24 protein-coding genes are annotated in these 23,411 nt (G+C 62.8%); 12 read left to right on the top strand and 12 right to left on the bottom strand.

The annotated features are described in order from the left end of the window. Nucleotides 1-14 precede the first annotated feature (14 nt). The 5 genes from IEY43_RS03970 (at nt 15) to IEY43_RS03950 (ending at nt 4,747) form a co-directional block, all read left to right on the top strand. Nucleotides 15-779 carry a (Fe-S)-binding protein gene (locus IEY43_RS03970; RefSeq protein WP_188947306.1) on the top strand — a complete coding sequence of 255 codons (765 nt, stop codon included), beginning with the start codon at nt 15-17 and terminating at the stop codon, nt 777-779. Between the two features lie 17 nt (nt 780-796). Continuing rightward, complete coding sequence (locus IEY43_RS03965) at nt 797-2,248, top strand: LutB/LldF family L-lactate oxidation iron-sulfur protein (RefSeq protein ID WP_229777273.1); 1,452 nt, start codon at nt 797-799, stop codon at nt 2,246-2,248. Further along, complete coding sequence (locus IEY43_RS03960) at nt 2,245-2,877, top strand: LutC/YkgG family protein (protein ID WP_188947304.1); 633 nt, start codon at nt 2,245-2,247, stop codon at nt 2,875-2,877. Before IEY43_RS03965 ends, IEY43_RS03960 begins: the two co-directional genes overlap by 4 nt. Nucleotides 2,878-3,022: 145 nt before the next feature. After that, nucleotides 3,023-4,192, top strand: a complete 1,170-nt coding sequence (locus IEY43_RS03955; RefSeq protein WP_229777260.1) for an MFS transporter — start codon at nt 3,023-3,025, stop codon at nt 4,190-4,192. Between the two features lie 117 nt (nt 4,193-4,309). Beyond that, nucleotides 4,310-4,747, top strand: coding sequence for a DUF4190 domain-containing protein (locus tag IEY43_RS03950; RefSeq protein ID WP_188947303.1), 438 nt, complete (start codon nt 4,310-4,312; stop codon nt 4,745-4,747). Nucleotides 4,748-4,867: 120 nt separating this feature from the next. Here IEY43_RS03950 and IEY43_RS03945 read toward each other — a convergent pair whose 3' ends face one another. The 6 genes from IEY43_RS03945 to IEY43_RS03920 all read right to left on the bottom strand — a co-directional run bounded on the left by IEY43_RS03945 (nt 4,868) and on the right by IEY43_RS03920 (nt 9,520). After that, complete coding sequence (locus IEY43_RS03945) at nt 4,868-5,425, bottom strand: YceI family protein (protein WP_229777259.1); 558 nt, start codon at nt 5,423-5,425, stop codon at nt 4,868-4,870. 42 nt (nt 5,426-5,467) lie between these two features. Then, on the bottom strand, nt 5,468-5,839 hold the full coding sequence (locus tag IEY43_RS03940) for a hypothetical protein (RefSeq protein ID WP_188947301.1): 372 nt from the start codon (nt 5,837-5,839) through the stop codon (nt 5,468-5,470). A gap of 82 nt (nt 5,840-5,921) precedes the next feature. Next, on the bottom strand, nt 5,922-6,899 hold the full coding sequence (locus IEY43_RS03935; protein ID WP_229777258.1) for a glycine betaine ABC transporter substrate-binding protein: 978 nt from the start codon (nt 6,897-6,899) through the stop codon (nt 5,922-5,924). Next, nucleotides 6,896-7,624 carry an ABC transporter permease gene (locus IEY43_RS03930; protein WP_188947300.1) on the bottom strand — a complete coding sequence of 243 codons (729 nt, stop codon included), beginning with the start codon at nt 7,622-7,624 and terminating at the stop codon, nt 6,896-6,898. Before IEY43_RS03930 ends, IEY43_RS03935 begins: the two co-directional genes overlap by 4 nt. Further along, on the bottom strand, nt 7,621-8,886 hold the full coding sequence (locus IEY43_RS03925) for an ABC transporter ATP-binding protein (RefSeq protein WP_188947299.1): 1,266 nt from the start codon (nt 8,884-8,886) through the stop codon (nt 7,621-7,623). Before IEY43_RS03925 ends, IEY43_RS03930 begins: the two co-directional genes overlap by 4 nt. Further along, the gene (locus tag IEY43_RS03920) at nt 8,879-9,520 is read right to left on the bottom strand and encodes an ABC transporter permease (RefSeq protein WP_188947298.1); all 642 of its coding nucleotides are present in this window, start codon (nt 9,518-9,520) and stop codon (nt 8,879-8,881) included. Before IEY43_RS03920 ends, IEY43_RS03925 begins: the two co-directional genes overlap by 8 nt. A gap of 214 nt (nt 9,521-9,734) precedes the next feature. On the opposite strand from IEY43_RS03920, the gene IEY43_RS03915 reads away from it, so the two are divergent. After that, entirely contained in the window at nt 9,735-10,595 is an 861-nt protein-coding gene (locus IEY43_RS03915) for a fumarylacetoacetate hydrolase family protein (RefSeq protein ID WP_188947297.1), read from the top strand. A 423-nt stretch (nt 10,596-11,018) separates the two neighbouring features. After that, entirely contained in the window at nt 11,019-12,527 is a 1,509-nt protein-coding gene (locus IEY43_RS03910; RefSeq protein WP_188947296.1) for an alanine/glycine:cation symporter family protein, read from the top strand. 166 nt (nt 12,528-12,693) lie between these two features. Here IEY43_RS03910 and IEY43_RS03905 read toward each other — a convergent pair whose 3' ends face one another. Next, nucleotides 12,694-13,539 (bottom strand): HpcH/HpaI aldolase/citrate lyase family protein, encoded by an 846-nt coding sequence (locus IEY43_RS03905; RefSeq protein WP_188947295.1) that lies wholly within the window; start codon nt 13,537-13,539, stop codon nt 12,694-12,696. A 202-nt stretch (nt 13,540-13,741) separates the two neighbouring features. Between IEY43_RS03905 and IEY43_RS03900 the strand changes: the two genes are divergently transcribed. Together IEY43_RS03900 and IEY43_RS03895 are read left to right on the top strand one after the other, a co-directional pair. Continuing rightward, nucleotides 13,742-15,229 carry an amino acid permease gene (locus IEY43_RS03900; RefSeq protein ID WP_188947294.1) on the top strand — a complete coding sequence of 496 codons (1,488 nt, stop codon included), beginning with the start codon at nt 13,742-13,744 and terminating at the stop codon, nt 15,227-15,229. 307 nt (nt 15,230-15,536) lie between these two features. After that, entirely contained in the window at nt 15,537-16,304 is a 768-nt protein-coding gene (locus IEY43_RS03895) for a 2-keto-4-pentenoate hydratase (RefSeq protein ID WP_188947293.1), read from the top strand. A 155-nt stretch (nt 16,305-16,459) separates the two neighbouring features. On the opposite strand, the gene IEY43_RS03890 is transcribed toward IEY43_RS03895, so the two are convergent. The 3 genes from IEY43_RS03890 to IEY43_RS03880 form a co-directional block, all read right to left on the bottom strand. Beyond that, entirely contained in the window at nt 16,460-16,867 is a 408-nt protein-coding gene (locus IEY43_RS03890) for a DUF4262 domain-containing protein (RefSeq protein ID WP_188947292.1), read from the bottom strand. Beyond that, nucleotides 16,864-17,349 (bottom strand): hypothetical protein, encoded by a 486-nt coding sequence (locus IEY43_RS03885; protein ID WP_188947291.1) that lies wholly within the window; start codon nt 17,347-17,349, stop codon nt 16,864-16,866. The genes IEY43_RS03890 and IEY43_RS03885 overlap by 4 nt, the downstream gene beginning before the upstream one ends. Before the next feature lie 231 nt (nt 17,350-17,580). After that, nucleotides 17,581-18,762, bottom strand: a complete 1,182-nt coding sequence (locus IEY43_RS03880) for an NAD(P)-dependent malic enzyme (protein ID WP_188947290.1) — start codon at nt 18,760-18,762, stop codon at nt 17,581-17,583. 381 nt (nt 18,763-19,143) lie between these two features. On the opposite strand from IEY43_RS03880, the gene IEY43_RS03875 reads away from it, so the two are divergent. From IEY43_RS03875 to IEY43_RS03865, 3 genes are all read left to right on the top strand, one after another. Beyond that, nucleotides 19,144-19,542, top strand: coding sequence for a helix-turn-helix domain-containing protein (locus tag IEY43_RS03875; RefSeq protein ID WP_188947289.1), 399 nt, complete (start codon nt 19,144-19,146; stop codon nt 19,540-19,542). Nucleotides 19,543-19,697: 155 nt separating this feature from the next. Further along, on the top strand, nt 19,698-20,939 hold the full coding sequence (locus IEY43_RS03870) for an aminotransferase-like domain-containing protein (RefSeq protein WP_188947288.1): 1,242 nt from the start codon (nt 19,698-19,700) through the stop codon (nt 20,937-20,939). Nucleotides 20,940-21,052: 113 nt separating this feature from the next. Then, the gene (locus tag IEY43_RS03865) at nt 21,053-22,021 is read left to right on the top strand and encodes an intradiol ring-cleavage dioxygenase (RefSeq protein ID WP_188947287.1); all 969 of its coding nucleotides are present in this window, start codon (nt 21,053-21,055) and stop codon (nt 22,019-22,021) included. Between the two features lie 131 nt (nt 22,022-22,152). Here the strand turns inward: IEY43_RS03865 and IEY43_RS03860 are convergent, their stop codons facing one another. Both IEY43_RS03860 and IEY43_RS03855 read right to left on the bottom strand, forming a co-directional pair. Further along, nucleotides 22,153-22,596, bottom strand: a complete 444-nt coding sequence (locus IEY43_RS03860) for a hotdog fold thioesterase (protein WP_229777257.1) — start codon at nt 22,594-22,596, stop codon at nt 22,153-22,155. Between the two features lie 41 nt (nt 22,597-22,637). After that, nucleotides 22,638-23,408, bottom strand: a complete 771-nt coding sequence (locus IEY43_RS03855; protein WP_188947286.1) for an IclR family transcriptional regulator domain-containing protein — start codon at nt 23,406-23,408, stop codon at nt 22,638-22,640. Between the last annotated feature and the right edge of the window lie 3 nt (nt 23,409-23,411).

Raw genomic sequence — 23,411 nt, 5'->3', positions numbered from 1 at the left:
AAGAGTTATTTAGTATGCGGATCGCTCTCTTTGCCACATGCATCGTCGATGCCATGTACCCCGAAACAGCCAAGTCCACAGTGAAAATTCTGGAACGCTTGGGCCATGAGGTCATTTTCCCCAAGGCCCAGGCCTGCTGTGGGCAAATGCACATGAACTCCGGATACATGCCCGAAGCCCTGCCAGTGGTTGAAAACCATATCAACGCCTTCGACACGGACGACTACGACGTTGCAGTCGCGCCGTCGGGCTCCTGCGTCGCTTCGGTCAAGCACCAGCACCCCTACCTCGCCGAGCGCTTGGGCAAGCCGGAGCTGAAGGAACGCGCAGTAGCGGTGGGCCAGCGCACCTACGAACTGTCGCAGCTGCTGGTCGACGTCCTGGGAATCACCGATGCCGCGAAGCAGCTGGGCAGCTACTTCCCCGAAACCATCACCTACCACCCGTCCTGCCACGGCATGCGCTCGCTGCAGCTCGGCGACCGCCAGCTCGACCTGCTCAAGACCGTCGGCGGCATCACCGTGAACGAGCTGCCGGAAGCCGACCAGTGCTGCGGCTTCGGCGGCACCTTCTCCATCAAGAACGCCGACGTTTCCTCCGCCATGCTCGAGGACAAGGTGAAGAACATCTGTTCCACCGGCGCTTCGGCCTGCTCGGGCGGCGACGCCTCCTGCCTGATGCACATCGGCGGTGGCCTGTCCCGCACCGGAGCCAAGCCCAAGACCCTGCACCTGGCCGACATCCTGGCCAGCACCATGGAAGAGACGGTAAAACTGTGAGCCAGGTATTCCTCGGCATGCCGGCCCCGGGACAGGGCAACCTGTTCGAGCAGGAGCCATTCCCCCAGGCCGCGCACCGCGAACTGGGCAACACCCAGATGCGCAAGAACCTGCGCCATGCAACGCACACGATCCGCGACAAACGCCTGCGCGTGGTCGGCGAACTGCCCGACTGGGAGCAGCTGCGCGACGCCGGCAGCGCCATCAAGAACTCCTCGATGATCAACCTCGAAGAGCGCCTACTGGAGTTCGAGAAGAACTTCACCGCCCGCGGCGGCGTCGTCCACTGGGCCCGCGACGCGCAGGAGGCGAACAAGATCGTCACCGACCTCGTCAAGGAAACCGGCTCCACCGAGGTCGTCAAGGTCAAGTCCATGGCGACCCAGGAAATCGGCTTGAACGAGCACCTGGAAACCCAGGGCATCGAAGCCTTCGAAACCGACTTGGCCGAGCTGATCGTCCAGCTGGGCCACGACAAGCCAAGCCACATCCTGGTCCCGGCCATCCACAAGAACCGCACCGAGGTGCGCGACATCTTCCTGAAGGAAATGCCGGTCGTGGATCCGAACCTGACCGACGAGCCTGCCAAGCTGGCCGAGGCGGCCCGCAAGCACCTGCGCAAGAAGTTCCTGGCCGCCAAGGTCGCCATTTCCGGAGCGAACTTCGCGCTGGCTGACACCGGCACCCTGGGTGTCGTGGAGTCCGAGGGCAACGGCCGCATGTGCCTGACCCTTCCCGAAACCCTGATCACCGTCATGGGCATCGAGAAGGTCCTCCCGAAGTGGGAGGACATCGAGGTGTTCATGCAGCTGCTGCCGCGCTCCTCCACCGGCGAGCGGATGAACCCGTACACCTCGCTGTGGACCGGCGTGAGCGAAGACGACGGACCGCAGAATGTGCACATCGTGCTGCTGGACAACGGGCGTTCGCGCGTGCTGGCCGACAAGTTCGGTCGCTCCGCGCTGAACTGCATCCGCTGCTCGGCCTGCATGAACGTCTGCCCGGTCTACGAGCGCACCGGCGGCCACGCCTACGGCTCGACCTACCCGGGCCCGATTGGTGCGATCCTCTCGCCGCTGATGACCGGCATCGAGGCCGAGGACAACGGCTCGCTGCCGTACGCCTCCTCGCTGTGCGGCGCCTGCTACGAGGCCTGCCCGGTCAAGATCAACATCCCCGAAATCCTGGTGCACCTGCGCGGGGACGACGTGGACGCCAACCGCGGCAAGCACAAGATCCCGACCCAGATGGACCTGCTCATGAAGGGCGGTTCCTGGGCGCTGGGCAAGGGCAAGAACCTCGGCCTGCTGGAAAAGGCGCTGCCGCTGGGCCGCCTGGCCGCAGGCAAGAGCAAGAAGATCAAGAAGCTTCCGGGCATCGCCGCCGGCTGGACCCAGTCCCGCGACATCCCGGCCCCGCCGAACAAGTCCTTCCGCGACTGGTGGAGCGACGAGAAGGAATCCAAGTGAGCGCCAAAGAAGAAATCCTCGGACGCATCCGTTCGGCCCTGGCCGACGCCCCTGCCGCCGAAGAAGTCCCGCGCGAATACCGCACCAGCTCGGACATGACCGAGGAGCAGCTCATCGAGATGCTCGTCGACCGCTTGGTCGACTACAAGGCCGGAGTGGAGGTCGTCGACGCCGTGCAGATCCCGGAGTTCGTGGCCGCCAAGCTGGGCCAGGCATCCTCCGTGGTCTACCCACACGGGTTGGACACCGGGTGGCTGTCATCGCTGCCGAAGGGCATCGTCCGCCGCATCGACGCCCCCGGCGCCCGGCTGAGCGTTGCCGAGCTGGATGAGACCAGCGCCGTGGTGACCTCCTCGGCGGTGTCCATCGCCGAATCCGGGACCATCATCCTGGACGGCGAGCCGGACCAGGGCCGCCGCGCCATCTCGCTGGTTCCCGATCACCACGTGTGCATCGTTCCGGTATCCACGATCGTGCAGCTGCTGCCCGAGGCCATGCCGCGCTTAACCGTCACCCGACCGCTGACCTGGATTTCCGGCCCTTCGGCCACCAGCGACATCGAGCTCGAGCGCGTCGAAGGCGTGCACGGCCCGCGCGTGCTGGACGTGCTGCTGGTCCGCGGCCTGTAGCCCGGGCACCGAGAACCATCGCAGCCGGTTCCCCCTCCTAACCTCCAGGGAACCGGCTGCGAATTTTTTATGCCCGGCGGCTTTCTGTTTTGATGGACGGGGAGCATTTCCCGGCACCGGGCACAGGACAACGGAGGACACTCACGTGGGCGAAGCGGACACACAGGGCGCAGCCCCGCGCGGACTTCCGGATGCCGCCCTGCGATTCATCGGGTTCCTGTCCTTCTTCGACCGCTACGGCACCGCCCCGATGCTGCTCATGCTCTCGGCCGGAACCTCGCTCTCCTTCACCCAGGCCGTTGAGCTGATTGCCGCCTACGCCTTGCTCTACGCGGTGGGCCAGCCCTTCTGGGGGCTGGTCAGCGACAAGTTCGGCAGGCTCATGGTGCTGCGCTGCTCGCTGGTTGGCGCCATGCTCGGCTCGGTGGCCAGCGTGCTGTTCACCGACTACCTGCCGCTGCTTCTGGCCCGATCCTTCACCGGGCTGATGTTCGGCGCCATGTACCCCACGCTGCTGACCCTGCTCGGCGATACACGCAAAGGGATCGATCGCGCCCGCGGCCTGTCCGACCTGCAGATCTACTCATCGCTGGGCACCACGCTGGCGACCTTGGCCGCAGGGCTGCTCGCGGCCTATCTCGATTGGCGGGTGGTCTTCATCCTTCCCGCCCTGGGCGCAGTAGCAGCCCTCGTCTCGCTGCGCGGGGTGCGAGAGCCGGCCCGCGGGCATGCCGCCATGAAGCTGCGCGCCGCGGTGCGGCCAGCCAACTTGATGCTGTATGCAATCGTTTTCGTTGAAGGCGCGCTGTTGATGGGGTTGCTGACCTACATCGTTCCGGCCCTGCAGCAGTCCGGGGTCGGCGTCGGGCTGTCCGGCGTACTCGGCTGCGGCTTCGCACTGGGAGTAATCCTCGGCGCCCGGCTGATGCGGCGCCTGGTTGCGCGCTTCTCACGCACCTGGCTGATCGGCATTGGCGGGGCGGTGCTGTTCCTGAGCTTCGCCCCCTCGGCGTTCTCCCCCTCCCCCGCGTCCTTCACGTTCACCGCGTTCTTCCTCGGCGCGGCCAATGCCATCATGCATTCGTCAATGCAGGGCTGGGCCACCGACATCGCGCCCGAGGCCAGGGCGACAACCGTCTCGCTGTTTGTCTTCTCCCTGTTCTTCGGCGCCTCCACGCTGACCTACCTGACGGCCGGCCTTGCGGCCAACGCCGACTACGCACAGATTTTCGGCTACGGATTCTGGCTGGGCATTGTGCTGGCCGTCGTCGCCACACTGGCGCATGCTCGATGGAGGACGGCGAATCCCGCTTAGCTATGCGTGATGAAGTTTTCCGGGTCGTTCCATCGTTCCCCGAGTCAGTACGGTGCGCCGGCAGAATTTCTTGGTTCAATAGACTTATCAAACGCTTTGAGGAAAGGCCGCGGCCAGATGACCACGCCAAATAACGAACCCAACAACCCTTATTCCACGGGTGGCAACCAGAATTCGTCGCAGCCGAATTCTGCCTACCAGCCGCCGCAGTACCAGGCTCCGCAATACCAGGGCCAGAACCAGCAGCAGTTCGGCGGCCAGCAGCAGTACGGCAACCAACCGGGCTACGGATATCCCATGGCACCCCCGGAAGGTGCGCAGCTGGCCCAGACCTCCATGATCCTGGGCATTCTTTCCATGTTTGTCGTGGGGCTGGTCTTGGGTCCGATCGCCATCGTGAAGGGCAACAAGGCCGAGCGCGAGTTCAACACCTCGGCCACCGTCGGCAAGGTCACCGGATGGATCGGCACCATCCTGGGAGCACTGCTTTTCTTGTATTTCGTGTTCGTCATCATCGCCGTCATTGCGATTCCCGCCGCCACTCTTGGATATTGATCCAACCCAGCGAGCGCAGCGGCATTAACGACAAAACCTCCGACCCGTATTCAGTACGGTTCGGAGGTTGTGCCGGTATCGGCCCTCTGCCCGCCTTCCCCAAGGCGGTTGTCGGGAAATCTATTCTGCGGTTGGCAGGACGAACGAGGCGTCGATCTCGATCTTGACCTTGTCGCTGACCAGCACGCCGCCGGCTTCCAGCGCGGCATTCCAAGTGATGCCGAACTCCTTGCGGGAGATGGTGGTCGAGGCGAAGAAACCTACGCGGGTGGCGCCGAAGGCATCCACAGCCTGGCCGCCCAGCTCGGTTTCCAGCTCGACCTGCTTGGTGATCCCGCGGATGGTCAGGTCGCCGACGAGCACGAACTCGTCCGCATCGCCCTTGACGCCGGTCGACTTGAAGGTCATGGTCGGGAACTGCTCGGCGTCGAAGAAGTCGGCGCTCTTCAGGTGGCCGTCGCGGTTGGCGTCCTTGGTGGAGACCGAAGCGATCTGAATGGTTGCCTCAACCGAGGAATCCGCCAGGCTCTCGCCGGTGGTCAGGGTTGCATCGAATTCAGTGAAGCTGCCGCGGACCTTGGAGATGCCGGCGTGGCGAACCGAGAAGCCCACCTCGGAGTGCGAAGCGTCCAGGTTCCAGGTACCAGCGGTCAATGGCGAAGTTACTGCAGCAGTCATGGTCATGTCCTCTCTTCAGCATCGACAGTATTAGTTGATGCTTCAATTTGTTTCGTTGATATCAGTATTGCACCAATCAAGTTGAACCGTCAACCATTTGCGGATGAAAAATTGCCAAACTTCGACACCCAATCCTAAAAAAGGTTTTTGACTAGTATTTTTATCTTCAAATTTTTTCTTCACCATCCGGGTCGCCACAGCGAGAATCACGGATAGACTGGCCTCATGAGTACCGAGAATCAGGAATCCGCTTTCGCGGAACAAGAAGCTGACCTCGCTGCCGACCTTGAAGAAATTTGGCAGGAGGAGTCCACTACCACCGCCGCGGCCACCGAAACCGCAGACGAGGTTGATGGAGAACTTGGAACCCGAGACCAAGTCTGATATCCACAATGCAGCCGCCTCGAACATCATCGAGGCTTAATGCACAGGAGGTGTGTTCCGGGAACGTATTGTTCCCGGAACACACCTCCTGTGCGTTGTTTGCGGTCCGACCCTACGGCGTGGTCACCAGCCCCTGGTCGACCATCCATTCAAAGGCGACGTCCGAGGGCTCTCGCCCGACGACGTCGACCTGGTAGTTCATGTCCATCAGGGCTTCGTCGGTCAGCAGCGGAGCAATCTGCTCCATGACGTCCATCGCCTGCGGGAATTCGCGGATGAACTCACCATTGAACGCCGGGGCGGCGTTGTAGCTTGGGAAGTAGTCCAAGTCGTCTTCCAGCACGGTCAGGTCCAGCGCCTTGATACGGCCGTCGGTGGTGAAGACCTCGCCGAAATTGCAGGCCCCATCGGCCGTGGCCTGGTAAATCGCACCGACGTCATACAGGCCGATGTTGTCTTCCGAAACGCCCTTGCCGCGGTCGATGCCGTAGTGCTCGAGCATCGGGGTCAAGCCATCGCGACGGGAGTTGAACTCCGGATCAACACAGAACGTCAGCTCCTCCTTGTCCAGCTCCTTGAGCTGCGACAACTTGGTGACGCCCAGGCGGTCCGCGTTCTTCCGGTTCATGGCCAGCGCGTAGGTGTTGTTCAGCGGCGCCGGTTCGCCCCACACGATGTTGTTGGAGACGTCCTCGTCATGCACCGCCTGCCACTGTGCCTGTTCACCCGTAACCGGTTCTTCGTGGCCCAGGTAGGTCAGCCATGCGGTACCGGTGTATTCCCATAACGCGCTGGCATCTCCGGACAGCAGCAGCTGGCGGGCCGGCTGCGATCCCGGCACGTTGGTCAGGTCCGTGACGTCGAACCCCGCGGTTTCCAGGGCGATGACGGTGATCTTGCCCAGCAGCAACTGCTCAGTGAAGGACTTCGAGGTGACGGTGGCCTTGGCAGTCTCCGGCAGGTCCGGGAGGGGTTGGATGCTTCCCGGAGCCGATGCCGGCACTGTGCCGGTGGACGGGCTGAGCCCGCAACCGGTCAGCCCGATCAGCGCCGCAAAGGACAATGCAATGAGTTTCGATGTTCGTTTCACGAAAGTCCCTTCGGTCGTGCCAGCTGTTCAACCAGTCGGCCTATCCAGTCGACGGTCAGCGCCAGCAGCGCCACCATCAACGAGCCGGCAATCAGCACGACATTCAGGTTCAGGTTCACGCCGGTGGTGATCAGGATGCCCAAGCCGCCGCCGTTGATGAACGTCGCCAACGTTGCGGTGCCGACCAGCAGCACCAGGGCGGTGCGGATTCCGGACAGCATCACGGGCACGGCCAGCGGCAACTCGACCTTGAACAGCACTGCCATCTGGCTCATGCCGATGCCGCGTCCGGCTTCCACCAGACGCTCATCGACCTGCTGCAGGCCCACGATGGTGTTGGACAGCACCGGCAGGATCGCATAGATCACCAGCGAGACCACTGCCGTCTTCGGGCCGAATCCCAGCCAGAACGCCAACAGCACAATCACGCCGATAGCCGGCGCGGCCTGGCCGAAGTTCGCGACCGCGCGGACGGCCGGAGCCGCCTTGCGCAGGGACGGACGGGTCAGCAAGATGCCCAGAGGAATGGCGATGAGCAGCACGATCACCGCGGAGACCAGCGTGATCTGCAGGTGCTCCTGCGTATACTTCCAGATGGTTCCCGGATCCAGGGTCTGGCGTTCGGTGTCGGTCAGATCCGCGGTCACCAGCCAGATAACCAGCGCCGCGAATGCCGCGGCAATCGCCACCAGCTGATAAATCAGCCCCTTGGTCTCTTTGCTCATGCCGGCTCACCACCAGACTCCGCGGGTTCGGACTCGATATCCACCACATTGATGGCCCCCGAGTTAAGCCCCACGGGGGCCTCGTGGTGATCGTCCATGGAGGAGTTCGCGGCGGCGATCGCCTCCATCACCGTCTGCACGGTGATAATGCCGGTGAAGACGTCGCGGCGTCCGGTAACCAGCGCGTATTCGGCGCTGGCCACCAGCATGGTGTCCAGGGCGTCATTCAGCGTGGCCTGCTCGCCGACCACCGGCAGATCGGGGTCGTAGGTGCCTTCGATGATCTCCGCACGGGAAAGCTGGCGGCGGTCCATGCGGCGCAGCGGACGGCCCCTGGAGTCGAGCACCACGGCGATCTTGCGGCCTGAGCCCTGCAACTGCGAGAGCACATCCGACGCGCGCTTACCCGGGGTGGTAGTGATGGCGTCGACCAGATCCACCTCGTTCACGCGGGTCAGCGTGAGCTGTTTCAGCCCGGCACCGGAGCCGATGAAGTTCTCTACGAATTCGCTGGCGGGATTGGCCAAGATGCGTTCGGGCGAATCGTACTGCTCCAGCTGGGCGCCCTCGTTGAAGATGGCGATCCAGTCCCCCAGCTTCACCGCTTCGTCGAAGTCGTGGGTCACGCAGACAATGGTCTTCTGCACCTCGGATTGGATGTTCAGCAATTCGTCCTGCAGACGCTGGCGGGTAATCGGGTCGACCGCGCCGAAGGGCTCGTCCATGAGCAGCACCGGAGGATCAGCGGCCAGCGCACGGGCCACGCCCACACGCTGCTGCTGCCCGCCAGAGAGCTCCTTGGGGAAGCGGTCGCGGTACAGCTCTGGATCCAGCGAAACCAGTTCCAGCAGCTCATCCACGCGGGCGTTGATCTTGGCCTTGTCCCAGCCGAGCATCTTGGGAACCATGGCGATGTTGGACGCAACGGTCATGTGCGGGAACAGGCCGCCGGCCTGGATGACGTAGCCGATGCGGCGGCGCAGCTCGTCGCCGTTCATCGTCGTGACGTCTTCACCGTTGATGACGATCTGCCCGCTGGTCGGCTCGATCAGCCGATTGATCATCTTCAAGGTCGTGGTCTTGCCGCACCCCGAGGGGCCGACGAACATGACGATGGAGCCGGCAGGGATCTCAAGGGTCAGGCCTCCCACGGCCGACTTCTTCTGCCCAGGGTAGGTCTTGGTGACTTCTTGGAGCATGATTGAGGCCCCGGAGACGGTGTTCTCCGATGCAGCCGATGAGGAAATTTTTGAATCAGACACGGATACCTCGCGGGGTAGTCAGTCGGCCGATGCCGAGCAGGATCAGGTCAAGAATGAGTGCCAGGATGACAACGCCGACGACGCCGACGATCACCGACTCGAGCGCGTTGGCGCCGCCAAGCCGCGACAGTCCGGAGAAGATGAATCCGCCGAGCCCGGGGCCCAGCGCGTATGAAACGACTGCTGCAACGCCCATCACCATCTGGGCGGAGATACGCACGCCTGTGAGGATGACCGGCCAGGCGATGGGGATTTCAACGGATACGAGCGTCTTCAGCCGGCTCATGCCGATCCCGCGCGCGGATTCGACGATGGTCGGCTCGATATTGTTCAGGCCCACGATGGCGTTGCGCAGGATGGGCAGTGCGGCGAAGAATGTCACCACGATGACGGCCGGCGTCACACCGAAGCCGAAGGGCACGATCAACAGACCGATGAGCGCAAAGGACGGAACCGTCAGGCCAATGGCGCTGACTCCGTTGGCAATTCCAGCCAGTGCTTTGTTCCGATACACCAGGACGGCGATCAAGACGGCGATAATTGTCGCCAGGATCAGGCACTGCACCACAAGCGAGAAGTGCTGCCAGGAGGCGAACAGTATTTGACGAGAGCGCTCGCCAATAAAATCTCCCACATTAAAACCTACTTCACTTTAGTTTCGTATCAAGTCATGCAACCAAGAGCTGAGCTAGCCTCAGTTTCTATCCATTTTAGCCACGCTTCACGGACGAAACTAGTTGGGATTCTCCTATCCAGCATTTGACTAGGTTGTATTCAATGAGACCTATCTTGATTCGAATATCTGTTTTTCGGGTGCGCCGTCGCGTGAAATGTAGTTCGATAGGTACATGAAACTAGCTACCTTGCGCCTGGCCAGCGACCCCGGCCATACGACCGCAGCAGTCATCGAGGACGACCGGGTGTACTACCTGGAAAATCTGGATACTGTGCAGCGCTTCCTGCGCTTGAACGATGCCACCCGGCAGGAAGTCCTGGCCAGAGCGCTGGTCGGTGATTCGATCGCCGAGGGCGAGGCCGTCTATGCCCCGGTCATCCCCAACCCCAGCAAGGTGTACTGCATCGGGCTCAATTACAAGGCGCACGCCGCGGAGGTAGGCAAGGAGCTCCCAGAGTACCCGTCTGTCTTCGCCAAGTTCGCTTCCACCCTGTGCGGCGCGAATGACGATATCGAGGTGCCGCCCGAAGACCACCGCTTGGACTATGAGGCGGAGCTGGCGATCATCATCGGCAAGTCCGGCCGCCGCATCTCCGTCGAGCAGGCCGCGGAGCACATTGCGGGATACGCGGTCAGCAGCGATGTCTCCTTGCGCGGCTACCAGGGCCGGACCTCGGAATGGCTCCAGGGGAAGGTCTGGGACAAAACCACGCCGCTGGGCCCGTGGCTGGTCACCGCGGACGAGCTCAAGCCCGACGCACGGATCACCAGCGTCGTCAACGGCGAAACCGTCCAGGACAGCACCATCGATGACCTGATCTTCTCCGCCGCAGACCTGGTTGCCTACCTGTCCACCATGAATGAGCTTCAGCCCGGCGATGTTATTCTCACCGGCACCCCTGCGGGCGTTGCCTTGGCCCGCCGCAATGAGCACAACCGCCACCCATGGCTCAAGGCCGGAGACGTTCTGGAGACCAGCATCGAGGGTCTGGGCACGTCCCGGGTAACTTTCAAGTCAGCCAACCCGGCATAGGGCGCTGCACGGACATATTCGCTCCCGCACTCATCACACCGAGTGCGGGAGCGAAAACGTCCCCGGCGAAGAATTTTCGACATAAACCCGCCAATTTCTGCCGTTCATCGAAAATTCCCCCGCACACGGCGCAAACTACTGGACCGGTATTTTCTGCACTGGGATCCTATTCCCACCGCAGAAGAATCGGAATCCGGGTAAATTCAGCCCTCCGGTACGTCAATAATTCGGTTGAATTCCCCGAATTTCCGCCGTTGCCACCGCCGGCCAGACCGCCACCTGACAAGGTCTGTCGCTGGCGAACACCGGCCTGAATTACCATTTGTGACATCCGTCTCAGCTTCCTATAAAGTGTGTCACAGCAACAAATCCGTCTACATCAACGGACTGCACACTCTTCACTCGCACGAAGGAACTTTTTCTATGGATGCCTTGGCCACCACACTCGGTGACATCTCCTCGGTAATTTGGGGCCCGTTTGTCCTCATCCCGCTTTTGCTGGGTACCGGCTTATACCTGACCATCCGCCTTGGCGGTCTGCAGTTCATCAAGTTGGCTGCGTCCCTGCGCCTCGGCCTGCTCAAGCGCAAGGACCCTGGCGCTGAAGGCGACATCTCGCAGTTCCAGGCGCTCACCACGGCGCTGGCTGCAACCGTCGGTACCGGCAACATCGTTGGCGTCGCCACGGCCATCGGCATCGGCGGTCCCGGCGCCCTGTTCTGGATGTGGGTTACCGGTCTGCTCGGCATGGCCTCGAAGTACTCGGAAGCATTCCTCGGCGTCCGCTACCGCGGTACCGATACTGCCGGCGAGAAGTCCGGCGGCCCCCAGTACTACCTGGAACGCGGCATCAAGGGCCCACTGGGCAAGTTCCTGGCACTGTTCTTCGCCATTGCCGCGACCTTGGCCTGCTTCGGCATCGGCAACATGACGCAGGGCAACTCGATTGCCGCCAACATGGAGAACTCCTTCAATGTGGCACCGTGGGTGACCGGTCTCGTATTGACCGTGCTGGCCATGGCCGTGCTGGTCGGCGGCATCAAGTCCATCGGTAAGGTCACCGCTGGATTCGTTCCGGTCATGATCATCTTCTACGTGGCCGCAGCGCTGTACATCCTGATCGCCAACGTGGCAGATATCCCTGCCGCCTTCGCACAGATCTTCACCGATGCCTTCACCGGCACCTCGGCAGTCGGCGGCTTCGCCGGATCGGCAATTATCATCGCCGTGCAGTTCGGTGTGGCCCGCGGTATCTTCTCGAACGAGTCGGGCATGGGCTCGGCCGCTATCGCGGCAGCCGCAGCACAGACCACCCACCCGGTTCGCCAGGGCCTGGTCTCCATGACCCAGACCTTCATCGACACCATCATCGTGGTGACCTGCACCGGCCTGGTGATCATCACCACCGGCGCCTGGAACCAGATCGATCCGGAAACCGGCGAGCAGCTCTCCGCTGCCCTGATGACCGGTCAGGCATTCACCTACGGCTTGCCGGGCCAGTGGGGCCACTGGATCGTCACCCTCGGATTGGTGATGTTCGCCTTCTCCACCATCTTGGGCTGGTCGTACTACGGTGAGCGCAATATCGAGCGCCTCATCGGCCGCGGCGCGGTCATGCCGTTCCGCGTGGTCTTCTCGCTGATCGTGTTCGTTGGCTGCACCACCGAGCTGACCGCAGTTTGGAACTTCTCCGACATGATGAACGGCCTGATGGCCCTGCCGAACTTGATCGGCCTGCTGATCATGTCCGGCCTGATTGCCCGCGAAACCAAGTGGTACCTGAAGAACGACCCGAAGCTGGAAGCCGACAAGGCCCAGATCGAGGACTTCATGGCAGGCCGCAAGGGCTGGGCCGAATGGAAGGCCGGCGACGTCATCGGATCCTCGCACAAGCGTGGTGGCGAAGTCCAGGAACCGGATCCGATTCGCTAGTCCAGTTCACCTAGGCAAAAGCAGTGCCCTCCAGATCCGCGGATCTGGAGGGCACTGCTTTTGCCTTTCGATGCCCACCACGGGCGAAGCCGGTGCGCCGCAGGGTAAAAAGCATCCCGCCCGGTATGCCACCGGACGGGATGCGAATCATGAATCGTGGTGAAACCTAGGCGTTCCACAAGCCGTAGGAATCGGCCAGATCTGCGATCTTCTGGGCGCGAGCCAGACGCGGCAGGTAGGACCCATCGCCCACCGAAGCTCCGGCGGCGTGGGCTTCGAGCAGCTCCATGGCCCATGACAACTCGTCTTCGCTCGGGGCCAGCCCTGCATTGATGCCGTCGACGTGGTCACGCGACAACGACAGCTTTCCGGTCATGCCCATCGATGCGGTCACCAGGGTTTCCTCGGTGACCTTCGTGCCGTCCGCGCCGGCAGGCGGCGGGCCGTCAATGGCACCGGGCAGCTTGCCCACGCGGGATGCCACAACGAGTTTGCCGCGGGCGTAGGCCAACGCCAGTGGGTCGTCGGAGACGCCGGTGTCCTTGCGGAAGTCGTTCACGCCGAAGGCCAGGCGGAAGGTGCCGGGGGCTGAAGCGATGGCAGTGGCATTTTCGATGCCTACGGCGGATTCGATCAGCGCCAGCACCGGGGTGCCAGCACGCAGTCGCATTGCCGTGTAGGTGACCTGCTCGGGCTTTTCCGTCATGGCGAGCATGACGCCGCGCAGCCCCGGGGTTGCCGACAGTGCCGCCAAGTCATCCGACCAGTAGTCGGTATCGATGCCGTTCACGCGGACCCAAGCGGTCATGCCGTTGGACAGCGCGTGGACCACCTTGTCGCGGGCTTCCGCCTTCTTGTCATCAGGCACCGCAGCTTCCATGTCGAAGATGACTGAGTCCGCTTCCGAGGCCAGGGCCGGACCAAAATCTTCGTCCTTGGCCGCATTAACCAATAGCCAGGATCGGGACAACTTTGCCGGGAGAGCCGCTGCTCGACGATTTCGAAATGCCATGCTCCAAGACTACTCATTGACCCTTGATCGGCACTAATGAGCTCGAACACAATTAACTCTATTCCCACCTCTTGAATTGCATCCTCCGCGGAAATTCGACTATTGAACGAGATTCGAATGCTGTAATGTCACTCACTGGGCTCGTCCGAGCTCGCACCAGTACGATCGGCGCCCCTCGGGCGATGCACGAAAGGGGCACAACGTGGCGCACGAATCCACGGATACTGCCAGCGAAAACGGACCGGAGCTCCAACGAGCCCTGTCCAATCGACATATCCAGTTGCTTGCCATCGGCGGTGCCATCGGCACCGGCCTATTCATGGGCTCGGGCAAGACCATCTCGGTCGCCGGCCCGTCGGTCATCCTCGTCTACATGGTCATCGGCTTCATGTTGTACTTCGTCATGCGGGCCATGGGCGAGCTGCTGCTCAGCCGCAGCAGCTACCGCAACTTCTCCGACTTCGCCGGAGACATCCTCGGTCCCTGGGCCGCGTTCTTCACCGGCTGGACCTACTGGTTCTGCTGGATCGTTACCGGCGTGGCCGACGTAATCGTGATTGCCTCGGTCTACGTGACCTTCTGGCTGCCGCTGATCCCGACCTGGATTCCGGCGCTGGTTGTCATCGCGGCACTGATTGCGCTGAATCTGCCTTCGGTGCGCGGCTTCGGCGAAACCGAATTCTGGTTCGCCCTGATCAAGATCGCGGCCATCGTGCTGCTGATCGTGATCGGCCTGGTCATGGTGTTCACCGGCTTCGAGCACGACGGCGCCCGGGCTTCGTTCCTGAACCTGTTCAACGTCGGCGGGGGCTTCTTCGGCGGTGGGCTCATGGGCTTCATCATGGGCTTCCAGATCGCCGTCTTCGCCTTCGTGGGCATCGAACTGGTGGGCACCGCGGCGGCGGAAACCAAGAACCCCGAGCATAATTTGCCCCGGGCGGTCAATGCCATTCCCGTCCGCGTGCTGCTGTTCTATGTCGGCTCGCTCGCGGTGTTGATGTCCGTAGTTCCCTGGGACCGATTCGACGCGGATAATTCCCCGTTCGTGATGCTGTTCTCCCTGGCCGGTCTGGGCGCCGCCGCACACATCGTGAACATGGTTGTGCTGACCTCGGCCATGTCCTCGGCGAATTCAGGCATCTATTCAACCTCCCGCATGGTTTTCGGCCTGTCCACCGACGGCAATGCTCCCAAGGCGTTCTCCAAGCTGACCCGCCGCCAGGTGCCGCGCAATGCTTTGTTCCTCTCCGGTGTGGTGCTACTCAGCGCCATCGTCCTTTTGGTTTTCGGACTGGGAGAGTCCAAGGGTTTCACCATTGTCACCACGATTTCCTCGTTGTGCTTCATCTTTGTCTGGAGCATCATCCTGATCAGTTACATCGTCTACCGCAGGCGCCGTCCGCAGGCCCACGACGAGTCGATCTTCAAGGTCCCCGGCGGTACGTTCATGCCGTGGGTGGTGCTGGCGTTCTTCGTCTTTCTCTTGTGGGCCTTCACCCAGGATCCTGACACCCTGATGGGCATGTACGCCACCCCGATTTGGTTTGCGCTGGTTGGCCTGGGCTACCTGTTGCTGCGCAAGAATCCGAAGCACCAGCAGCTGCGCCGGGACCACGAGGAGCGCATCGCGCAGGAGAAGCGCGAAGCCGCCGCCTATCTGGCTGCCGCGGGTTCACGCAAGGTGCGCTAGGCACACGTTCATATACAGCCTGAAGGGCCGTCGGGAACCAAGGTTCCCGACGGCCCTTCTCGCTTCTTCACCATCAGACGATTCCCGGCAAGACCATTAGCCGCTCCGCGAAATATGACAAGTTTTCGTGTAATGAAATTTATTTTCCACTATGCGATTTGTCATGATCTTATTAGAGCTCGGAAAATCCCGACGAAGACGCCTCGCCGGACCCGTAAACCCAACGGTCGCCATAGTGCCCCGACGAATGATTCGACAGCCTGCCAACGGACCTGGACGCGAATTTTTCGTACTACCGAAGGAAGATATGGAAGCGTCAAACGTTCATGCCGTCGCCCGAAGCCTGCGCCACGCAATGCGCCACGGTACGCCACTGGCAAGTGCCGGGATAGAACCCCTGGATCTCGGCCTCGCCTTCGAAATCGCCGCCCTGGGCCGCGAACTTGCACTAGCCGAGGGAGAACGGCTCGCGGGCTACAAGATCGGCTTGACCGCCGCACCTGTCCGCGCTTCGTACAATTACGACACCCCGGTCCACGGATATCTCTTGGAAAGCACGCTGGCACCCTCCGGTGGTTTCATCGATACACGACAGCTCAGCAACCCGATGGCGGAAGCGGAAATCGCGTTCATCATCGGGTCACCGCTTGATGACCCCGCCGCCTCAATCCAGGACATCATCACGGCCACCGAATCCGTGGCACCGGCGTTGGAAATCATCGACAGCCGCTGGAGCGGCGGTGCGGCAAGCCTGCCGATGCTCATTGCCGACAACACGAATGCGTCCGCAGCCGTGGTAGGTAAACCGGTCGGGCTGCCTGCCGATATCGCCGACGCGACAAGCCTGCTTACCGTCGGCGAGGCAAAGCACCCTGGCTCCACCGATTCCGTTCTGGGTAACCCGCTCGAATCCGTGGCATGGCTGGCCCGCCATCTTGCATCCCAGGGTTCGGGGCTGAAACCGGGTGATATCGTGCTCAGCGGTTCCATGAATGTGCCGGTTCCGCTGGGAGACGCTGCCACGGCTGCAGCCCAGATCACCGGGCTGGGCACCGTGCACGCCGCATTCCGCTGATCCGATGCGACAGTCCGGCCAGCGCTGCGCCGGCAAGCGTGGCGCCCGGCCGGACACACGGTGCCGTATCGCATCGGTCTGTGGGTTTGCTCGGCGGCTTCGACTTCTCCCAAGAGCCTCACACGATCTGGGCCTTGACGGGGTCCGCGAGCAGGTCAGTTCTTCCGCGCGGCCAGCACGCTGAACGGAACATCTTCCCCGACGAAGCTGATCTCCAGTAGCCGGGTCCGGTGCGCGTATCGCGAGTATGCGGCCGGAATCAGGAGGTGGAGAGGGCCGGAGACCGCGCTGAAGAACAGGATCCGTCCGTCTTTCCAGTTGGCGGTGTGCCCCTGCCCGAACTTCTCACCGCGTGTCAGCACGCTTTCGGAAAATCCGTTGAGCATCTGCAGCGTGTCTTCCGGCCCCATGCCCCGGAGCAAAAACTCCGGATGACCGATCTTTGTCAGCCCGACCGTGTAGCCGTAGGCTTCGCTGACGGCAGCAGATTCGACGTAGACGATGGATCTGCCGTATTCCTGGATGTGGCGATTCGTTTTGGCATTAACCTGTTTCCTGCTCATTCCGTCGCACATGTCGCACATGTCGTTTCCCCTTCTTGCTCAGCGGCCGAAACGCAGCTGGAAGGTGCGCCGGCGAAGTTCTTCTTTGGACGGACACCGAACACCTGCACGTCTTCCTCGTCGAGCAGTTCGTCGTAGATGCGCAGTCCGGCCAAAGGGTCCGTGAGGTCGATGACTTCCAGCGAAGGGTAGAACGCCGTGGACGTGACACCCTCCTTGAAGGCCTTGGCATGGCAGAGCACCTGCTCAATCAGGTGGAGCAGGAAACAGCGAGCCGAATCTTCGCAGGTTGCGAAGACGGCGAGTTCCGGATGCCCATAGCCTGTGAGTCCTAGTGAGAATGCGGCGAAGATCTGGCGATCATCCGGTATGAACACCAGCACGGCGAATCCCACATCCTCGAGTTCCCTTTCGATCCTGTGCATGAAATCTTCTTCGGGCGTGCTGCTCAGGAAGCTGAAGTTCCCGCCAAGCGTTTTCATGAAGTGTCCTCCCTGGGTAGTGAACCGAGATAATCCCAGTGTTCCCACCAGTCGGAAGGAAAGGCTCTGCTACCCGCGAAGTGTGGACAACTGCTACGGCCGGCTCCGCTAGTTCCAGATAAGCTCGCTGGCAACAGAAATCGCCGCCCCGAATCAATTGATTCGGAACGGCGATTTCCTGTGGCGGCAGCTCTCCAACTGCCGCCTATGAGCTCCCTCGCAGGGGAATCTTTAGAGTGCGTTCGAGGCCTTGGCCGCGGCGCCAACCGCTGCGGCAACTGCCGGCATCACCCGGTCATCCAGTGCCGACGGAATGATGTAGTCGGCAGCCAGGTCATCACCGGTCAGTTCGGCGATCGCGTGGGCTGCGGCGACCTTCATTTCCTCGGTGATCTTCTTCGCACCCGAATCCAGCGCACCGCGGAAGATGCCTGGGAAGGCGAGCACGTTGTTGATCTGGTTCGGGAAGTCGCTGCGTCCGGTGGCGACCACTGCCGCGTACTTGGCGGCGACATCCGGCATGACCTCCGGGGTCGGGTTGGACAGGGCGAAGATGATTGCGTCCTTGTTCATCTTGGCCAGAGCTTCCTCCGGGAAGGTCGAGGAGGACAGCCCGACAACGACATCAGCCCCGTCCAGCGCCTCGGCCAGTCCGCCCATCACGTCGTCGCGGTTGGTGCGAGCGGCCAGATCGGCCTTGAACTGGTTCAGATCGTTGCGCTCGCGGTGGATGGTGCCGCGCGAGTCGAGCACGATGACGTCGGCAACGCCGGCCGACAGCAGCAGGTTGGTCACGGCCACACCAGCCGAACCGGCACCCGAAACGACGACCTTCAAGGAGCTGATGTCACGCTTGACCTGGCGCGCTGCGCCGATCAGGGCCGCCAGCACCACCACGGCGGTGCCGTGCTGGTCATCGTGCATGACCGGAACGTCGAGTTCCTCGATCAGTCGGCGCTCGATCTCGAAGCAGCGCGGTGCGGAGATATCTTCCAGGTTCACCGCACCGAAGCTCGGCTGCAGGCGGACGATGGTGTCGACGATTTCGTCGACGTCCTTGGTGTTCAGCACCAGTGGGATCGAATCCAGGCCGCCGAATTCCTTGAACAGCGCGCATTTGCCTTCCATGACCGGAAGCGACGCTGCGGCGCCGATGTCGCCCAGGCCCAACACAGCGGTGCCGTCGGAGACCACGGCGACCAGTCGGGAGGCCCAGGTGTGGGTGGCGTGCTTGGCTGGATCATCGGCAATGGCCTGGGATACCTTGGCGACACCCGGGGTGTAGGCGATGGACAGATCGCGCTTGGAAGCCAGCGGCATCTTGGACTGGACGGTCAGCTTGCCGCCAAGGTGGGAGTCGAAGATTTCGGCATCGGTGATGGTGGACAGGTCTTTAGTGGATTCAACAGACATTGAATAGCTCTACTTTCAAGAAAGTTCTGAATGACGAAAACGCAGTACCCACGAAGCTTGTGGAATAGCGTAGGAACGCGCATGACCATTCATCCGACCGCAATAGATCTTGAGGCTGCTCAGTTAAGGCAGGTATCAAGCATCCATGTACACAGTTCCCCGAGCGGAGCAGCCTGGTAAGGCGAAGCATTCCCTCACGGTGTGCCGGATGATGGTTGGTCAGTACTTTCTTTAGACCTACAATTTCCACCATACGGTAACCGCTGGTCGTGGGACAACCCCCGTTCGTCGCATCACCGTCATAAAGTTTCATAATCGGTCATTGGACGGACTCGGCCGCCAACGGTGCGGAGGGCGCAATTCTCAGGCAAAATGAGACACATGGCAACTCCGACTTCCGCGCTGGGCAAGGTTCGCACTTTCGAGGCACTTGACGAAAAAACTACCGAACGCCTCCGCCGCGCGCTGGCTGAATCCGGCGACACCACCGTCTTCGTCAACGGCACCGCATTGCAGATCCCGAAGGATGCGCACGATGCGCTGATTGAGGTGCTCTCCCGCTTCGCCGCCGGCGACTCGGTCACCATCGGCACGGCAGAACTGCTGCTGAATACCTCCCAGGCGGCCCAGATGGCGGGGATCTCCAACAGCTATTTGCGCAAGCTCGCGGACTCCGGGATCATTCCGGTGGAGTACCGCGGCACGCATCGCCGCATCCGCCCCAGCGCCATTCAGGCGTGGCTGGACTCCCGGGAGAACCCGTCGCCCAAAGGGGACTAGCAGGGAAATCACGGTTTTCGACGCCTGGGATCTTGCCAAGCACCTGTTTTCCTGTTGGAATACCAAAGTATTCTATTTGAAAACTTTTCTGCGCCACTGAAAGTCGCAGGTGCCGTAGTCCCGCTACCGCGGGGCGGGCGGATCCAGGAGGACCCATGTCAACCGATCAGCGTTCCATCCAGGAAGTGCAGGAAGCACTCTTTTCCCAGCGTGCCGCAGGCATCAAGCAGTCGGCGGTCCGCGACGTGTTCGAGCTGTCTCTGGATCCCTCGCTGGTTTCGCTAGCCGGTGGAAACCCCTATCTGCAGCTGCTGCCGCTTCAGAAGGTCGGCGAGCTGGCCCGGCGCATCATCGTCGAGCAGGGGCCGGTGGCATTGCAGTACGGCTCCGGGCTGGGAACCCCCGAGCTGCGCGCGCAGATCATCGAGGTGATGGCCGCGGAAGGCATCACGAACGTGGGCATCGAGGACGTAGTGGTCACCAACGGTTCCCAGTCCGCCCAAGACATGGCCTGCAAGGTCTTCTGCGACCCGGGCGACACCGTATTGTGCGAGGATCCCACCTATGTCGGCGCGCTGAACACCTTCGAGGCCTACCAGGTTCTTGCCCGGCCGGTAGGCACTGACGAGAACGGGTTGATCCCCGACGCGCTGCGCGCCCGCATCCGCGAACTGCGGGCCGCCGGCGAGCGCATCAAGTTCCTCTACACCATTCCGAATTTCAACAACCCCTCGGGCATCACGCTGGCCGCCGAACGCCGCGGTGAAATCGTCGAGATCTGCCGTGAGGCCGGAATCCTGATCCTCGAGGACAACCCGTACGGCATGCTGCGCTACGAGGGCGACCCGGCTCCGACGCTGCGCAGCCTGGACCCGCAGAACGTCATCTACATGGGCTCCTTCTCCAAGATCTTCGCCCCGGGCCTGCGCATCGGCTGGGCGGCGGTGCCCACGAACCTGTTCCGCCGTTTCTACCTGGCCGGCGAGGCGGTGGCGCTGTGCCCGCCGACGCTGAACCAGATGATCATCAGCGCCTATCTGGAAGAGCACGATTGGAAGGGCCAGATCACCAAGTACAACAACCTGTACCGTTCACGCCGCGACGCGATGCTCGCGGCGCTGGCGCAACACCTGCCGGCAGGGATCACCCACACGCATCCGGAGGGCGGCTTCTTCATCTGGCTGACGCTGCCCGAGGGCATCGACACCTACGCGCTGCTGCAGCAGGGCGTGAAGGCCGGGGTCATCTTCATTCCCGGGGCGGCGTTCAGCCCCTCCGGCGAGGCCAGCAACAAGCTGCGCCTGGCGTTCTGCTCGGTGGACGAGGAAACCATTGGGGAGGGCGTGCGCCGGCTCTGCCTGCTGCTGGAGCAGGCCATCGCCTCCAACGGGAGCTAGCCGCAAGCCCTTCCCAGAAAACCCACAGTGCCTCCTGTGGTGGGCCATGATCCGCGTGTCTACGGTAGTGAACATAGCAATCACCCCATTTCACCTGGCTCAAGGAGCGCGCTATGAATCCCCCACCACGCTGGTTCGGACACCGACTACTGCCGCGGCCCGATGAAGATCTTGAGGACCAGGGGCTGCCCTTCGACGTCGGCACCTTGATCGAGCGACGCAAGGTCTTGGCGGGGATGGGAGTGGGCACGCTCGCGTTCGCCCTGGCCGCTTGTTCCCCCGCCGGCACCCAGGGCGCCCCCTCGTCGTCCACCGCTGCGGAGATCCCGGACGAGACCGCCGGCCCGTACCCGGGTGACGGGTCCAACGGGCCGGATGTGCTGGAGCAAAGCGGCATCGTCCGCAGCGACATCCGCTCCAGCTTCGGCACCAGCACGACAACGGCCGAGGGCATCCCGATGACCCTGGAGCTGAAGATCGTGGACATTGCCAACAACGGGCGTCCTTTCGAGGGTGTGGCAGTGTACGTGTGGCACTGCGACCAGTCCGGGGAATACTCCATGTACTCCAGCGGCCTGGAAGATGAGAACTACCTGCGCGGGGTCCAGGTGGCCGGCGCCGACGGCCTGGTGCGCTACACCAGCATCTTCCCTGCATGCTATGCCGGGCGCTGGCCGCACATCCACTTCGAGGTGTATCCGGACACCGCTTCGATAACCGACCACACCACTGCGATCGCCACCTCGCAGGTCGCCATGCCGCAGGAGGCCTGCGCCGCGGCGTACGCCACCACCGGCTACGAGCAGTCGGTGAAGAATCTGCAGGGGGTGAGCCTGTCCTCGGACAATGTCTTCGGCGATGATTCGGGGGCCGCTCAGCTGGCGACCGTCACCGGGGACGCCAGCGCCGGCTACACTGTCAGCCTCACGGTCAATGTGGATACGAACACCGAGGCTACCGGTGGCGGGACCCCGGGCCGCGGAAACGCCCCGGGAGGCATGCCATCCGACCACGCGCCGGCACTGCCCGATGGGCAGCTGCCGGGCAACGCCCCGGCTGCTTCGGCACCGGCCGGTTCGTAGCGGCCGGGGCCGCCCTGACGCGGGGTGCAGCGGCACGGTGGGCCCACCCAAATCACCGGCGCTGTCCTGCGCGGCAGTTGGGCCGTGCAGGGCCCCGTCGAGCACCCGGGTGGGCGGCTAGTCGCTCGGGCCTAGCGGCGGTTGGGGATCGTGCGCGAACGCCCGCGCATGTGGATCAGGTGCGTGGTGCTGCCGTCCTCGTTGTCGCGGGTGACCTCGATGTCGAACAGCCCGCTGCGCCCGGCATGGCCCACCAGCGTGCCGGTGGCGGTGATGGCGTCGCCGGAGAATCCCGGATTCATGAAGTTCACGTCCACACCCGAGGCCACGGTGACGGTGCTCCCGTCGCCGTGGGGGTCGTTGCAGGCCAGGGCGAAGGCGACGTCCGCGAAGGCGACGATCATCCCGCCCTGCGCGATGCCGTAGCCGTTGAGCATGTCGTCGCGCAGCCGCATCCGAATCACCACGTCGCCGTAGTCGGCGCGCAGCACCTCGACTCCCAGCCACCTAGCCGACTTGTCGTTGACGAAGGCGGGGTGCTCATGCGGCGCCATGGCCTGTTTTTCCGTGTCCATGCAGGACAGCCTACGCCGTGGCGGCGCAACGCGGCGGCGTATTAAGCCAGCCGGCCGCCGAAGTCGTCGGCGATGTCCTGCGCGGCCCGGCGCAGGCGCGGCACCAGCTGCTCGGTGATGCTCTGCCGGTCGGCGCGGCCGCGCTGCACGGAGATGTTCAGCGCGCCCAGCAGCTGGTCTCCCCGGTACACCGGCACGGCCAGCCCGCGCAGGCCCTCGTCCAGCTCCTGGTTCACCAGCGACCAGCCCTGTTCCTTCACCCGGGCCAGCTCGGCGCGCAGGTCCTCCAAGCTCGCCACGGTGTGCTCGGTGTAGCGCTGCAGGTCGATCTGCGCCAGGAAGGCCTCCTGTTCCGCGGCGCCCAGCTCCGCGATCAGCACGCGGCCCATGGAGGTCACCCAGGCCGGCAGCCGGTTGCCGATGGACACGTTCATCGAATACAGCCGCGGCGAGGAGACCCGCTCGATGTACAGGATGTCCTGGCCTTCCAGCACGCACAAGGCGGCGCTTTCCCCCAGCTCCCGGGCCAGGGATTCCAGGTGCAGGGTGGCGGCCTTGGGCAGCGTCATCCCGGAGAGATAGGAGGCGCCCAGGTCCAGCACGCGCGGGGTCAGGCGGAAGTTCGCGCCATTGGCTTCCAGGTAGCCGAGGTCGGTCAGGGTCAGCAGGAAGCGCCGCGCGGAGGCCCGGGTCTGTTCGGTGGCGGCGGCGACCTGGCTGACGGTCATCTCGGGATTTCCGCCGTTGAAGGCGAGCAGGACGGCCAGGGTCTTCTCCGTGGATTTAACAAAGTAGTCCGGCCGCTGCGTCACAGT

This window comes from Glutamicibacter protophormiae, from assembly GCF_014647495.1.
GTDB lineage: Bacteria > Actinomycetota > Actinomycetes > Actinomycetales > Micrococcaceae > Glutamicibacter > Glutamicibacter protophormiae.
This window is presented reverse-complemented; position numbering and strand designations above follow the sequence as displayed.

Coding starts and splice junctions, on each gene's coding strand:
- IEY43_RS03970 (WP_188947306.1), top strand. CDS start 15: ATGCGGATCGCTCTCTTTGCCACATGCATCGTCGATGCCATGTACCCC.
- IEY43_RS03965 (WP_229777273.1), top strand. CDS start 797: ATGCCGGCCCCGGGACAGGGCAACCTGTTCGAGCAGGAGCCATTCCCC.
- IEY43_RS03950 (WP_188947303.1), top strand. CDS start 4,310: ATGACCACGCCAAATAACGAACCCAACAACCCTTATTCCACGGGTGGC.
- IEY43_RS03945 (WP_229777259.1), bottom strand. CDS start 5,425: ATGACTGCTGCAGTAACTTCGCCATTGACCGCTGGTACCTGGAACCTG.
- IEY43_RS03940 (WP_188947301.1), bottom strand. CDS start 5,839: ATGATGTTCGAGGCGGCTGCATTGTGGATATCAGACTTGGTCTCGGGT.
- IEY43_RS03930 (WP_188947300.1), bottom strand. CDS start 7,624: ATGAGCAAAGAGACCAAGGGGCTGATTTATCAGCTGGTGGCGATTGCC.
- IEY43_RS03915 (WP_188947297.1), top strand. CDS start 9,735: ATGAAACTAGCTACCTTGCGCCTGGCCAGCGACCCCGGCCATACGACC.
- IEY43_RS03910 (WP_188947296.1), top strand. CDS start 11,019: ATGGATGCCTTGGCCACCACACTCGGTGACATCTCCTCGGTAATTTGG.
- IEY43_RS03905 (WP_188947295.1), bottom strand. CDS start 13,539: ATGGCATTTCGAAATCGTCGAGCAGCGGCTCTCCCGGCAAAGTTGTCC.
- IEY43_RS03895 (WP_188947293.1), top strand. CDS start 15,537: ATGGAAGCGTCAAACGTTCATGCCGTCGCCCGAAGCCTGCGCCACGCA.
- IEY43_RS03890 (WP_188947292.1), bottom strand. CDS start 16,867: ATGAGCAGGAAACAGGTTAATGCCAAAACGAATCGCCACATCCAGGAA.
- IEY43_RS03885 (WP_188947291.1), bottom strand. CDS start 17,349: ATGAAAACGCTTGGCGGGAACTTCAGCTTCCTGAGCAGCACGCCCGAA.
- IEY43_RS03880 (WP_188947290.1), bottom strand. CDS start 18,762: ATGTCTGTTGAATCCACTAAAGACCTGTCCACCATCACCGATGCCGAA.
- IEY43_RS03875 (WP_188947289.1), top strand. CDS start 19,144: ATGGCAACTCCGACTTCCGCGCTGGGCAAGGTTCGCACTTTCGAGGCA.
- IEY43_RS03870 (WP_188947288.1), top strand. CDS start 19,698: ATGTCAACCGATCAGCGTTCCATCCAGGAAGTGCAGGAAGCACTCTTT.
- IEY43_RS03865 (WP_188947287.1), top strand. CDS start 21,053: ATGAATCCCCCACCACGCTGGTTCGGACACCGACTACTGCCGCGGCCC.
- IEY43_RS03860 (WP_229777257.1), bottom strand. CDS start 22,596: ATGGACACGGAAAAACAGGCCATGGCGCCGCATGAGCACCCCGCCTTC.